The sequence below is a fragment of the Olleya sediminilitoris genome, from assembly GCF_016785945.1.
In the GTDB taxonomy this organism is placed as follows: Bacteria; Bacteroidota; Bacteroidia; order Flavobacteriales; family Flavobacteriaceae; genus Olleya; species Olleya sediminilitoris.
This window is the reverse complement of the sequence record NZ_JAEMEF010000004.1, coordinates 213,283-228,008: the sequence shown is the minus strand read 5'-3', so window position 1 is coordinate 228,008 and position 14,726 is coordinate 213,283. Positions and strand designations below refer to the sequence as shown.

Annotated in this window: 12 protein-coding genes; all 12 read right to left on the bottom strand. The window is 32.8% G+C overall.

What is annotated here, in order from left to right:
- Position 1 precedes the first annotated feature (1 nt).
- Entirely contained in the window at positions 2–4,336 is a 4,335-nt protein-coding gene (locus JAO71_RS06760; protein WP_054851362.1) for a CusA/CzcA family heavy metal efflux RND transporter, read from the bottom strand.
- 121 nt (positions 4,337–4,457) lie between these two features.
- Positions 4,458–4,853 (bottom strand): hypothetical protein, encoded by a 396-nt coding sequence (locus JAO71_RS06755; protein WP_224740649.1) that lies wholly within the window; start codon positions 4,851–4,853, stop codon positions 4,458–4,460.
- Positions 4,854–4,916: 63 nt separating this feature from the next.
- Entirely contained in the window at positions 4,917–7,028 is a 2,112-nt protein-coding gene (locus tag JAO71_RS06750) for a Piwi domain-containing protein (protein WP_054851363.1), read from the bottom strand.
- A 21-nt stretch (positions 7,029–7,049) separates the two neighbouring features.
- Positions 7,050–8,303 (bottom strand): ApeA N-terminal domain 1-containing protein, encoded by a 1,254-nt coding sequence (locus JAO71_RS06745; RefSeq protein ID WP_013622775.1) that lies wholly within the window; start codon positions 8,301–8,303, stop codon positions 7,050–7,052.
- Positions 8,304–8,318: 15 nt separating this feature from the next.
- On the bottom strand, positions 8,319–8,615 hold the full coding sequence (locus JAO71_RS06740; protein ID WP_038507003.1) for a helix-turn-helix domain-containing protein: 297 nt from the start codon (positions 8,613–8,615) through the stop codon (positions 8,319–8,321).
- 155 nt (positions 8,616–8,770) lie between these two features.
- On the bottom strand, positions 8,771–10,522 hold the full coding sequence (locus JAO71_RS06735; protein ID WP_038507001.1) for a DUF3987 domain-containing protein: 1,752 nt from the start codon (positions 10,520–10,522) through the stop codon (positions 8,771–8,773).
- On the bottom strand, positions 10,519–11,427 hold the full coding sequence (locus JAO71_RS06730; RefSeq protein WP_038506999.1) for a BT4734/BF3469 family protein: 909 nt from the start codon (positions 11,425–11,427) through the stop codon (positions 10,519–10,521). Before JAO71_RS06730 ends, JAO71_RS06735 begins: the two co-directional genes overlap by 4 nt.
- Positions 11,414–11,710 carry a helix-turn-helix domain-containing protein gene (locus JAO71_RS06725; protein WP_013622771.1) on the bottom strand — a complete coding sequence of 99 codons (297 nt, stop codon included), beginning with the start codon at positions 11,708–11,710 and terminating at the stop codon, positions 11,414–11,416. The genes JAO71_RS06730 and JAO71_RS06725 overlap by 14 nt, the downstream gene beginning before the upstream one ends.
- Complete coding sequence (locus JAO71_RS06720) at positions 11,707–12,009, bottom strand: helix-turn-helix domain-containing protein (protein ID WP_202999755.1); 303 nt, start codon at positions 12,007–12,009, stop codon at positions 11,707–11,709. The genes JAO71_RS06725 and JAO71_RS06720 overlap by 4 nt, the downstream gene beginning before the upstream one ends.
- Before the next feature lie 156 nt (positions 12,010–12,165).
- Positions 12,166–13,113 carry a DUF6617 family protein gene (locus JAO71_RS06715; RefSeq protein ID WP_202999753.1) on the bottom strand — a complete coding sequence of 316 codons (948 nt, stop codon included), beginning with the start codon at positions 13,111–13,113 and terminating at the stop codon, positions 12,166–12,168.
- Positions 13,113–14,207 carry a site-specific integrase gene (locus tag JAO71_RS06710; protein WP_105045964.1) on the bottom strand — a complete coding sequence of 365 codons (1,095 nt, stop codon included), beginning with the start codon at positions 14,205–14,207 and terminating at the stop codon, positions 13,113–13,115. Before JAO71_RS06710 ends, JAO71_RS06715 begins: the two co-directional genes overlap by 1 nt.
- Before the next feature lie 7 nt (positions 14,208–14,214).
- Entirely contained in the window at positions 14,215–14,667 is a 453-nt protein-coding gene (locus JAO71_RS06705; protein ID WP_224740648.1) for a helix-turn-helix domain-containing protein, read from the bottom strand.
- Positions 14,668–14,726 lie beyond the last annotated feature (59 nt).

Here is a 14,726-nt window from a genome sequence, read left to right as displayed (position 1 = left end):
CTTATTTATTAAAATATTGTAATTGAAATGTGCTTTCTAAATAGTTTACTAATGCAGTCTGTGCTTCCAGTTCCGATTGAATTGCTTCTTTTATCAACTGCGTAAATGCAGTATAATCAATTTCGCCTTCTCTATATGCCAGTAATGCACCTGTTTTTTGCTCTTTTGTTAATGGTAAAACTTGGTCTTTGTAAAACTCCCAAGATGTTTTCCATTTCATATAATTTTCTTTAGCCTGAACAAACCTTGATTGTACTTCCTGTTTTTTGAACGCTACATTGGTTTCCGCTATTTCTTTATCAATTCTGGCACTTCTAACTTGTGCTTTGCTAGAACCTGATAAAAACGGAATTGAAATTCCTGCTTGATAGGTGTAAAATCCTGAATTGCCATTTACTTTTTGTAAACCACCTTGAAGATTGAACTTTGGCAAATTATCTGCTTTTGCAGCTTTATATTTAGCTTCCGCTTCATCTACAATGCTCTGCGACATACTGTACAATGGATGACTTTCAATACTGAATGTTTCCATATCACTATCTATCGCTACCTCAAATTCATCTGAAACTGTAAAAATTTCTTCTGATACCAACCACAAATTGAATTGCTGTAAGGCAATAAGATAATTACTATAGGCTTGCGCTTTTTTATTCTGAATTTGAAACGCTTGATTTTTTGCTGCCGAATATTCTAATTTAGAAATAGCTTCGACTTCATAATTTAAAGCTACTGCTTGCTCGAATTTGGAATAAATGGAATCCAATTCCTTATACAAATCATAGTTTTGTTTCATTTGATAGCAATTAGACCAAGCTTTTTTAACTTCCAATTCTAATTCCAACTCGGAAAGTTGAAAGGCTTTTTGTTCCAATTGAATGCGTTGTTCTTGTAGCTTCTTTTTAGAACCAATGCCAAATACATCGATATTTGATTGACCAATACCAATGGTTGTATAGATGCCATTTCCATTATCAATTTCTTCTCCACCTGTAAAAATTTGAGTCGTTCCGAAATCATAGGCAGTCGATTTTAATTGTTCTTGTTTTGTAATTTCCAACTGCTTTTGCTTCAATAATGGATAATTACTTTTTGCGAGTTTAACAGCTTCCTGTAATGAAATTTCGGGAATTGTATCATTCAACTCTTGTGCATTACTTTGTGGTGAAAAGCCAAATAGTAATAATACAACTGCTGTTGCTGTTACTAACTTTTTATTTGGCTTAAACGTAAAAGATTTGTTTTCTACCCAATGATATAAAATTGGTAAAACAAATAAGGTAAGCAAAGTTGAAGTTAATAATCCACCAATAACAACCGTTGCCAATGGACGTTGTACTTCTGCACCAGCTGATGATGAAATAGCCATTGGTAGAAAGCCTAATACATCTGTAAAAGCAGTTAGCATAATAGGTCTGATTCTTCGTTTAGTACCTTCAACTATTCTATCCTTTAGATTGGTTACACCTTCTTCTTTTAATTCGTTGAGTCCGCTTATCATTACCAAACCATTTAAAACTGCAACACCAAACAGCACAATAAAACCAACACCTGCCGAAATACTAAATGGCATATCACGTAACCACAACGCCACAACACCACCAATAGTTGCCATTGGAATAGCTATGTAAATCATTAAGGTCTGTGGTAAAGATTTTAATGCAAAATATATTAGTATAAATATGAGTAACAATGCAATAGGCACAACGGTTTGTAATCGGTTGCTGGCACGTTCTAAATTTTCAAATGCACCACCATAACGAATAAAATAACCTGATGGTAATTCTAATTGTGCATCTAATTTTGATTTAATTTCAGTTACTAACGATTTTACATCACGTCCTCTAACATTAACACCTACATAGGTTCTTCTATTGGTGTTATCTCTACTGATTTGCATTGGTCCTGCTTTATAGCTTACATCTGCAATTTCACGTAAAGGAATTTGAGCACCCGAAGGTAAATTGATATACAGGTTTTGAACATCTGAAATATCCTTACGGTTTTGATCGCTTAATCGTACTACTAAATCGAAGCGTTTTTCACCTTCAAAAATTACACCTGCTGTACCACCTGCAAATGCAGATTGTACGGTTTGATTTAGGGTATTTATTTGAAGTCCGTATTGTGCTAATTTGTTTCTGTTGTAATTAATGGTCATTTGTGGCAAACCTGTTGTTGCTTCGGCTTTCATATCACCAATGCCTTCAGTACCTGCAATAATTTTAGATATTTCTTCGGCTTTTTGAGATAGAATATCAATGTCTTCACCATAAAGTTTTATAGCAATATCTTCACGAACACCTTCTAATAACTCGTTAAAACGCATTTCAATAGGTTGTGTAAACTCATAATTAACACCAGGAACCATTTCAACTGCTTCTTTCATTGCTTCAATCAATTCATCTTTTGATTCTATAGTAGTCCATTCACTTTTAGGTTTCAGAATTACAAAAACATCGGCAATATCCATAGGCATCGGGTCGGTTGGAATTTCGGCAACACCAATACGACTCACAATTTTATCAACTTCTGGAAATTTTGCTTTTACTATTTGTTCTATTTTGGTAGTAGTTTCAATAGTTTCTGTAAGTGAACTACCTGGTTTTAAAATAGCGTGAAATGCAATATCACCTTCATCGAGTTGCGGAATGAACTCGCCACCCATTCTTGAAAACATAAAAACGGTTATTCCGAACAACACAACTGCAATACCAATTACCCATTTCCCTTTTCGCAAGGCTCTAACCAATAAAGGTTGGTATTTATCTTCAACCCAATGCACAAATCTATCTCCATAAGATTTTTTATCGTTTTTAGGTGCTCTTAATATTAAAGCTGACATCATTGGCACATAGGTTAAACAAAGTACCATTGCACCAATCATAGCAAAAATAAAGGTCAAAGCCATTGGTTTAAACATCTTTCCTTCAATACCTTGTAAGGCTAAAATGGGTAGAAAAACGATAAGGATAATCAACTGACCGAAGAAGGCAGCATTCATCATCTTTTTTGAAGCATTAGAAGCAACTTTATCTCTTTCTTTAGATGTAAGTTGTTTCTTTTTCAAAACTTGTGATGCTATAAGAAAAACAGTGCTTTCAACAATAATTACAGCACCATCTACAATGATTCCGAAATCAATTGCTCCTAAACTCATTAGGTTTACCCAAACATCAAAAACATTCATTAAAATAAAAGCAAATAATAAGGATAATGGAATAGTAGAGGCAACTATTAAACCTCCTCGCCAATTACCTAATAAAAAGACCAACACAAAAATGACGATTAATGCACCTTCAATAAGATTAGTTGTTACTGTAGAAGTTGTTTCGCCAATTAATTTACTTCGGTCTAATAATGGTTCAATAATTACGCCTTCTGGTAACGACTTTTCAATTTGAGTCATTCGCTCTTTTACATTGGCAATAACATCATTGGAATTAGCTCCTTTTAGCATCATTACCAATCCACCTACAACTTCTCCTTCACCATCTTGGGTTAATGCACCGTAACGAATTGCAGAGCCAAATTGTACCGTAGCAATATCGCCAATAGTGACAGGTATATTATTAATATTCTTGACAGTGATTTTTTTAATGTCCTCTAAACTTCTCACCAAGCCTTCACCACGAATAAAATTGGCTTGATGGTTCTTTTCAATATATGCACCTCCTGTATTTTGATTATTGGCTTCAAGTGCATTAAACACATCTGTAATGGTAAGGCCAATAGCATTTAAATCGTTTGGGTCAACCGCTACTTCGTATTGTTTTATTTTTCCACCAATAGCGTTTACTTCTACCACACCAGGAACCATTGCCATTTGACGCTGTACAATCCAGTCTTGCATTGAGCGTAAATCTGCAATGTTGTATTTGTCTTTAAACTCTGGTGCAACTTTTAGTGTGTATTGGTAAATCTCTCCTAAACCTGTTGAAATAGGCCCCATTGTAGGTTCGCCAAATCCAGCAGGTATTTGCTCTTTGACTTTGTTTAGTTTTTCGGCTACTAATTGGCGAGGTAGATATGTTCCCATATCATCATCAAATACAATAGTAACCACAGATAAGCCAAAACGAGAAATTGACCTTATTTCCTGAACATCAGGAAGATTGCTCATTGCCACTTCAATTGGATAAGTAACAATTTGCTCAATATCTTCAGTACCTAAATTGGGGGATTGTGTTATAACCTGTACTTGGTTATTGGTAATATCTGGAACAGCATCTATTGGCACTTTGGTCATACTCCAAATACCTGTTCCGATTATGGTAAGCGTAAGCAAACCAATAATGAATTTGTTATTGATTGAAAAATCAATGATTTTATTAATCATAGAAAATGTATTAATTCAGTTAAACTATTCGAAATAATTCTGATATAAGAAATAGAATTACACGAAATGAAAAGAACCCTTTAGGCTCAAAATTGGATATAATTATCCATTAAAAACTGAATTATACTTTAGGTGGTTGAAAAAGTGATTCCAAATATCTGGAAGTGAAGTTTGCTTTATGTAAATTATATTGTTTTTTCTCTTCAAACTTTAGTCGATTGTTTAATGCCAAATTATTTTTCGCAATAATTAACACTAAAGGGTGACAACATTGATTATGGGAATGGACTGGTGTATTCTCCTTGTCAGGGTTATGATGTTGCTCTTCATTTTTAGCATCGCTGTCAATGTAATCTTCAACTACATATTCAAAGAAAGAGTCTCCATAAACTTTATGGTCTTGATAATGGGTAATTACATTTGAAATTTCTTTAATTGGACCACAAAAGTCCATATCTATGCTTATCCCTTGAAAAAAGAATAAAATAGACATCGATATGGAAACAAATATTTTCATATAATTTATACAAATATACAAATTATTGAATGCAATGGTGTTGCAAATAAATTGATTGGTAAATTACAAAAACCATAGAGCATCTTTAGCATCGTCTGGAACGCCATTATTAAAACGTGGTGCTATTTGTGCTACCATTTCTGGATATTTTATTGTGATTGGTACATTTTGTTGTCGAAGCGATTTCCAATATAATCTGCTAAACTGATACACTTGTGTTAATAATTCTAACACTACATCTGCATCTTCAAAAGCATCTTCATCTGGACTGCTTACCTTAATTTTTATTGGGAACGGATAACCATCTGTATCTGAATACCGCTGTGAATTAGGGTAACGTGCATTATTAAACAACAAAAATTGATTTTCGCTAATACGTATGTATGTACCACTTACAGGCATTAACTTTTTGTTCCAATTAAGGTCGTAAGCAATAATATCTTCTGCTTCTGTTTTATTGATATTTAGAATGTAGAGCGGAATTTTTAACCCTAATGTATGCATTCCTCTAATAATTGGTTTTAGTTCCTCGTAACTCATTTCCTTATAGAAGTGAATGACTACTTTATCTGCTTCTGCAACCGATGTAAAATCTCTAATGGCTTTACATATACTTCCTGCCAATAGGTCTGTTTCGCTTTGGTCAAAATATTCGAACTTTCTAAATAAGCCATTGTTTTGAAAACTAAAGGCACTTGCTATATAACGTCTGTTTTCGCCTTGATTGGTAAATGCACCAACACCTATTACTAATTCTTTTTTATCGGTTACTGCAAGTTTCCAAGGTGCGCCACCTAATTTGGCGTGAATAGCTAACGCCATATTTTGTAATGAAAATTGGAAGTTGTATTGATTCTCGATATTGACCACCATTTTTTCATAATCTACCACTTGTGTAACAATGCCTTCATTTAAAAACAGTTCTTTGATTTGAATATAGATTTCGCGGTCTTCGGGATTTTGTGTGAACTTATCGAAAGGACTTAAATAAAAAGCTGCGTAAAGCACATTATCGTGGTCGAAGGTTAAACTCTCTAACTTTTCAATTATTTCTGGTATTGGGTCGTTTTCGTTGGTAAATTCAATGAAGTGTTCTTTGGATGATGATGCTTTAATGTTCACATAGGCTTCTAATCCTTTATAATAATTCTTTTCTGTATTTACACCTTCCTTTAAATTTTGATAGAAAGACAATACCGAATCTTTATGAGAAGTATGGCAAATGAAAAATATCTTGATATTTTGATTGTTTGGACGTCTGTAAGGGTTTAGGATATTCATTGCCTTTTTAGGCACTAAATGGGTTTTCTTGTTACCGTATTGGTCTTTACCAAATTCCAATAAACCTACTTGTGGGTCGATATGGTTGATACGATTGAGTGGCACATCTATAAACGTATCAGTTTTAAATGGAAATATGACTTTAAAATCTTCTTTAAACAGATAGTTGGTTGCAAAATTATTAATAAGTGCTACGTACTTTTGATATTTATTAATTGGTCTTATAGGTTCCTCAATAGGTATATCTAATGCTCGTGCTAATGACAAATTAAAAATTGGGTATGCTTGGTCAAACTGAATAGCATTGTAAAATTCTTGTTTTTCCTCTGTATCGAGGTCCATTTGGTAATTGAACGTTTTTTGACCATATACACAACGTTTTATTAACTCTGAATCCTCTATATCCTTAACCGATGTTGTAAGGACTTTTGAAGTACCATCGTATGATACAATTAACTCTGGTAAGTCTGTGAGTTTTGCAAACTGTATCTTAAATGAAAATTTATAGTAGAGGTTATAGTCTGCTGTATTCCCTTTTTTTGAAGGCATCCACACTTGTACATCACCAACGAAGTTTTTTACTACTATATAGTCTTTCGATTTAAAATAGCTTCTTAATTTATGTTTAAGGAATTGCTTATAAATTCTTAATTCTCTACCATCTACTAAATTTAGCTTAATGCTTGGTGCATCTGGTATTTCTGTTGTAAATGTTGTAAATATTTGGTCTTTGTTAGATAAGTCTGCATCTGGAAACACCTCTTTTATCTGCCTTGAAAATTTAGATTTATGGATAGGATGACTACCTTCAATATCCTCTAAAGTTAAATAAATAGTAGGCGCACTATTAGGCCATTTAAAGTTTAGTATGTTGGTTTTGAGGTGTTCTTGCATAAATGAAATTATATTGTAATTTTACATAGAAGGTTGAACTTTATTATTGTTATCAACTAATAAATCTTTGTTTAGTAGTCTATTTACAGACTGCATATCTTGGTATGTAGATTTAGCACGCTCTATTATTTTTTCAATAATTTTATCAGAAACTTCCATTTGTTTCACCAAGCCTAAACCAACCAAATAATCTAATAAAAAGGATATATACAATAGTTCAAACTGTGAAAAAATATTGTTTTTTGTTTTAGTGCGATGTATTAAATAATCTCGATGACGAACAATCTTTGATACATATGTTTTAATATCATCTTCTGGAATATTAGTTATATCGACTAATAATTGCTTTTGTTCTAATAAATCTTTGGCAAAAGATGAGTTCTTAATCTTATTACCAAATTTCAAACTATAAGCTTCGAAAGCTGTATAGGAATTTGTAAATCGCCTACTATGGCTCGTTTTAACCGAGAGTAAATTTTCGATAATAATATCAGCACAATAACCTATGCCTTCATTGTTATACCAATGCTTAATTATATTGGACAAATCATCTTTAATAGTATCATAGTCAAGCGCTATAAAACCAGATATGTTTTCTTTGTTGAAATCATCCTTGTAATATAACGAAGCCCAATTACCACAGCTTAAACATTTAAAATTAAAAGCTTTAAATTGTACAGACTTACCGTATAAAAAATGAAATAATTTTTGAAATGAATTATATAAATCTATACTCTCAAGAATACTCAATTTTTTTTCTGATTTAAAATCGACATATCCAACATTGTCCATTCTAAAAAAGTTGTGGTTAGAAGTATATGATGTTGATTTTGTGATTTTAATAGATAAGTCTTCAGTAATATTCGTATTGTGGACTACGTCATCCTCTTTTTCAAGTTTGTCTTCTAAAGAATTATACCAATGCATTTTTCTAACCCAACTCACTATTGCTAAATTGTCAATTTGAAATTCATTAATTTTCAAACCTATAGGTTCAATTAAATGATATGCACAAGCAAACGTATATTTAGGCTTATAAGTTTTAGTCTCTACTATTCCATTGCTACTGTTTTTAATCTTGCAGTTTACAAAAGTTAAATAGCCTAAACCTGTAAAAACCCCATAAATTAACTCTATTTGATAGGCAGGTAATCTTTCTGACAAATTGGTCGTTATGTGTACTTCATCATTAATTAACTCTAATACACAAAAGCACTTATTATCCTCTGCAGATTTAAACCATACCTCGCCATAATATTTATTCTCTTTAAACATAAATTACTTTAAATCCTAACCCTTTTTTACAATCTTACTAATTTTTTCTTCAGCTATTTTGAGGATTTCCGTACGCTCCTTTTCATTTTTGAGCATTAGTACAATTTGTTCGGACATCCATAGCTTAATTAATTCGTTTTCGTCTTCTTTTAATGTTTTGGCAAAAGCAACTACTTGTTCGCGTCTTGCCATCCGATTTCCTCGTTCTATTTTACTTAAATAGGCAACATCCATATTTAGGTTTGCAGCCATTTCCCTTAATAGCAAATTGCGTTTTTCACGCAATGAACGTATGTACTCTCCAAACTCCATAATAGAATTATTTAGACTTGTCAAATTTTGTCTAATTTAACAAAAGGAAACCAAAGGAAAATAAAAAGATATAAACAGTTATTAACAGGTAATGAGGATATTAAGGATTTGAGGAAGTCAATTTAATCATATCCTTAAATCCTTAAAATCCTTAACTATGTCTTTGCAGGATTTGAATAGTTGTTGTGTGCTTCTCTGTATATTAAACCTGCATCAACAAATTTGGTAATATAGCCTTCTGCGGTTTTGTGTGCGATGCTTTGTTTTGTGGCTAAATCTAAATACTCTTGTCTGCTAAATTGCTTTGGCAAACTTTCTAAAAAGCGTTCTTTTCTATTTAAGCGTTTTGTTGCTTTTTGCTCTATTGGTAAATCATTAAATACTTTACTACTGTGTTTTACTAAAATTGAAATTATGGTTAGTGCATTTTCAAAATCTATATCCTCACATTCTTTAGTTGCGTTTACATCACCATCCTCCATAATTCGGAATGCTGTGAATAGCATCATTATCCTAAACGCAATTAAGCCTAATCGCCTTATTGTTGCGATGTACTCTTCGGGTTGTAGGTTGATGTATTTGGTCTGTAAGGATTCAAAGAACGTATTGAATTGCTGTTGTTGGGTTGTGGTTAATCGTATTTCAATCTCTGGGTTGTTTTTTAGCGTTTTGTACAATTCTAAAAACTCACTACCTAATTGGTTATAGTAATCATCTAAACCTAACTTATTACTATTTTGAAATACATTTTTCCAAGTTGGTTTTATATTCATATAGTAAAACATAAAGCGACTAAATAGCCCATTTTCTGCATTGGGTATTAAGGTTGCCACTTGTTTAGGTGTGCCTGATAATACTGTTGACAAGCACGGTTTCTCAATATCTACATATTCTCTATCTGTTCTACGATAATAGCTTATGGTTTCGTGATGAAATGCTTTACGAAATCCATCGGAATAATTGCCATAATCACTTTTAAAGGCTTGTGCTAATGTATCGCCTTCGGTTTCAAAAATTAAACCTCTGCCTTTATTATCAGAAATTAATTGATATACGCCTGTTACACTATTGTTAGCAGGAATGAACAGCATTCGCTCTGGCGGTTTACTCGGTTTTTCCAAGTTTTCATCTTTGCCTTTATTCATATTATAAGTAGCAGTTTCTGCTTGAAATTGCTGCTTTAATACTTTGGCTTGTTCTCGTTTTAATTTATGAACAGGCTCTACCAAATTTTTAATTTGGTTAAGTCTTCCTTTACCTGCAGATGCAGGTGCGGTTACAAATAAATATAAGTTGCTGAATACTCTACGTTGGTCATAGATACCAAAGAGTTTAGGAAAACACGTACTAAATGCTGTTAATGCACCTAACAATAAAATGTCCTTTTCTTCTTGTCCATTAGCAGGATTTACAACTTGTTGTAAAAACTGTGGCAAATTCTCATATACCGTTTCTGGTATTGTAGGCATTGATTGGTTGGCTGTATCGACAACAGTTGCAACGTTTGTTGCAACTTCGTTGTTATACTGTTGTTTAGTCGGTTTGATACCTGACTGATGTGCATAGTGATAAAAGGTAGCAATTTTAATTCCGTGTCCTTTTGCGTTTGAGCATTTATCGAATTGTGCATCACACTCTTTAGCATCGTAACCTGCATAATTTTTACTCATACGGTGGAAATAATCTCTACCTATTTCTCCATATTCTTCTGCTAAAGCAAAGCCTAAATCTCTCCAAGTGGCATAACTTCCTGTTATGTCTGTACCTGATTGCTCGATTGCTGAAATGTAGGATTCAATGTCGTTATCAGCAACAGCAACAACATTAGTTGTTGCTGTGTTGCTTTTTGGTTTTGTTGGCTCTTTAGGAACTTCTAACCAATCTTTTGGTTTAAATATTTTAGTCATAATGCTTGATGTCTTTTATGTAAAAAGGCTGTTGGGTCATATGGTAAAAAACACGCTCTGGAAACGTCTTTACCTGACTGGTCAACCTCAATGTTATAATTGTGTTTAATGTAATTTGCTACTGCTGTGAAATATTCTGAATGTGTTACTTCTGAAATATCTATTCTAATAATCCATTTTAGGCCATCGCCAGATGGTGATATGAATAGCATTTCGGTTTCAAAATATTCATCATTTAAGAGCTGTGTTCTTAACTCTTGTAGATTCTCTAAATGGTCAAAATCAATGGTTAATAAATTAGAATGCTTTAGCAAATTGTTATCGCTTCGTTTTTCAAATGTTCCTGAAAGTGTTACGTAATCAAAGCGATTCGCTTTGAATTTACGTGCTTCTTTTACATTGGTAATTGCTCTTAATTCTTCAGTAATCTTTTTGTATTTATTACTTGTGATTAATGCAAATACTTGATGTAATCGCAAGGTTTCCGAAGGAAACACATTGCGAACAGGTGCTTTAAAAAAGCTACAGTTGGCATACCACGTATAGTCTGGTTCATTAAGCCATTCCAATTCGTCTTTTTCCTTGACTTCTAAATTTAGATGTAGCTCTTGATTTATCTTCTGGTACAAATCTTCTTCATCGGTTATTCTAAAATGATATTGTGCAAAATCGAATACATCACCTTTAAAGGCTTCTAATTCTGTATCTCGATATGTTGCTATAATACCATCAATATGAATCCGTAAGGTTTCTTTACCACCATTAAAAGGGTTTCGAGTTATCCCACAGTCCCTTCCTTTTACAGAAAGGACTGTTTGATTAGGATAATACTGTCTCAACACATAGGCATAGATTTTTAAACCATAATGTGTTTTGTCTAAAATTGCTTCTCTACTTATTTCCATCTTGCTTGAAATTATGGTTGTAGTAGTTGTCTTGAAGCAATTGCTCTATGTCAGCAACTTTATAGTAAAATTTACCTTTTACTTTGCTGTAAGGCAAAGTGCCATTGGTTCTTAAAGTTTGTAGCGTTCGCTTACTTATATGTAAGGTCTGCAATACATCTTGATTGTCTATCCACGTATCTTTTAATACTTCTGCTCTCGATTGTCGTAACAATTCGATACGTGCTTTAATGTCCTTTATTTCTTGAGAGAGCGTTAAGAGTAAATCGATTATTTCAGTCATAACTTCACCGCTCTTTTCTTAATAAGGTAATCGGCAGCTTGCTGTTCGATTTCGTCTCTTGAGTTCATACGGTTACGCAGTAACCAATGGTCTAACTCTTCTCTTTGGAAATAAATCTTTTTACCATTCGGTTTATAATGTGGAATGGTTCCCGTACTTGTGAGTTTATACAAGTGCGATTGGGATAATTCTAAATACTTGCAAGTTTCATTAAAGTTTAATACTTGCTTTTGCATTGTTTGTTGCTCTAATAAGAGTTTTTCAATGCGGTCTAACTTTTCGATGATATTTGTGTCCATCGTTTATTTTGTTTTAAATAAATGAGGACATCTGGCCAAATGTCATTCTTGGTTTTCAAGAACAGGACAAAGGTTGAAAATTGGCTTCCCGATTTTAGTAAGAGTGTAAAACAAGGGTAAGACAACAGTAAGGTTTCTTACTATTCTTACTGTTTTTTATTGCAGTTGTTGGATGATTTTATCTATTTCTTCCTTTTCTTTTGGGTTGTGAATTTTGTTTTTGTGAAGATTATTCGCCTTTAATAGCGTACCTGTTTTAGTAATAAATTTTCCAGAACGTTCTATTGAGGTAGGATTGAAACCATTAAAAAATGGTTTAAGTTTTGTTACAAGGTAACTAAACTGTGTAGTTTCGCATTGAAGATAAATTTGCGATTCTGTATTTGCAAAATCTTTTGCTAATAACAATTGGTGCAAATGTTCAACAGTTGTGCGGTTATCTAACAAATCGATTTTTAGATTTACTTGTTTAAGTACAGTTAGCAAAGTTGAAGTGTCATTACTTTTATATCCAAAAGAAGTCTTGGGTGTTGCTTTCGTTTTTGATGTTTTTTTGGTAGCAACTTTTTTAGTGGTGTTCTTTTCTATTAAGCTAACATCAAAAGTTTCATCATTAAAGTATTTTTCTGCAATTTCAGAAATTGAGAATTTTGTATTTTCCGAAAATTGTCCGTATTGCTCTTGTAGTTCAGCATACAACCTTATTACAGATACTTTTAAGTAGTTTATGATATAATTGTCATCATTATTTAAATCTGTTGTTATACCTCTTTTATTGATATAAGTTGCAATGTCATTTAAGTACTTATCAAATTTATTAAGTAGAATGGTATAGCTGTATTTATTTTCTGGTGTAGTTGCAATTTTCGGAAATTCCTTTACAAATGATGCTACTGTATTTTCTGTTTCATTAAATATTAGCTTTTGATAGTATTCTTTTTTCGCATTTAAAGGCTTTTTAAAGTTTACTTTAAAAACTGCATTATTGGCTTTTGGATTCAATTTAAAATCAGACAGTAGGTATTTAAAATCCTTTTCCTGTCTATTATCTCTATGTAAGCCATTGGTTATAGAAACCAAACTTGAAAATATACTTCCTTTCATTATAAATCCAGTTGAATACGGTTAGCAGCTTCTTTCTTTTTATCGTCAATTACTTTGGCATATATCTGTGTAGTGCGTAACTCTTTATGACCTAATAATTTTGATACAGTATATATGTCTGTACCCAAAGTTAATTGTAAGGTAGCGTAGGTATGACGCGCACAATGAAACGTAATAGTTTTAGTAATACCTGCCTTCATCATCCATTGTTGTAATTTTAAATTAGACCAGGCACTATAATGTAAGCCATCAAATACTTTATCGTCTGGATTACCTTTTTCTCCTAATAGATTTCTTGCTTGGTCTGATATTGGTAAGGTTTCAACTCCTTTAGTTTTCTTTTGCCTAAATCGGATATAATATCCCATTTCTTTTGAGTGCTGGATTTCTGACCATATTAGTTTTTCAATATCTGACCAACGTAATCCGGTTAAAGCTGAAAAAATAAAAGCATTCTTTAAAATAGGCAGTTCACATTCTGTATTAACTGCCTTTTGTAATTCATCAAGCGTTAAAAATTCTCGTTGAGGTTCACCTTGTTTAAAATACTCTACACCATTTGCAGGATTTACTTTTAATATGCCATCCTTGACCGCTTGTTTTAATGCAGCTGAAAATTTACCGTAATACGAATATTTAGAATTTTGAGACAGTTGCTTACCTGCTCTACCTATTGCATCTTTATCTAAATACTCTTTGAAACGTTCAACAAACGATTTGTCTATATCTTGAAAACTAACATCTGTTGGACAAAACTTTTTTAAATGTTTTAGCATACTATTCCAATTCCCATAATTGCCAGAGCTTGTATTCTTCTTTTCTGCTAAAGCTGTGATGTAAGTAATAAAACTGCCTTTTAGCTTTTCAATATCTTGAAAGCCATAAATACCGTTTTGAATTTCAATCTGTCTTTGAGCACAAATAGTTTCAGCCAATTGCTTGGTTTTCTTGTTGACCTCTCTTTCCGTTTTGGTTTTAGGATTTGGTGTAAGGTATAAACGCAAGTATTCAGTTTTACGTTTGCCTTTATGATAGTAATCTAAATACAGGCTAATCTTATTATTCTTTTTGCGTTGTCTTAATGTTACTTTCATAATGGAATTAATTAAAGAGGTTTTCTATTTGCCATCTGGCCACAATACGCTTTCTACCAAAAGGAACTGCTTTTAAACGTCCTTGTTGTATCATTCTTTGAATGGTCCATCTACTCACGCCAATAAGTTGTGAGGCTTCTGTAACACTTAAAAAATCTTTGTTATTTACAGCATTAGAATTGTGAACCTCAACAATTTCTTTTTGTTGTTGTATATCTTCAGTAAGAGTAGCTTGAATTTTTTCTTTGCGCTTGCGTGCTTTATAGGCTCTTTTTGCACAAGTATCACCACAGTATTTAGTAACTGTTGTACGTGCTGTAAAAGCATTACCGCAATGCTTACAAGTTTTAGGAATGAATAAATTACTGCTCATAAATGGTGCTTTATGTAGCGTAATGGTGCAACGTGGTGCGTTATGGTGCATCATTTCGCCAGTATCTTCGCCAACAGATTTGGGCAACAAATCCGTATTTTAGGCAACAGATACACAACAAATTTAATCAAAAAAGAGTAAATAAG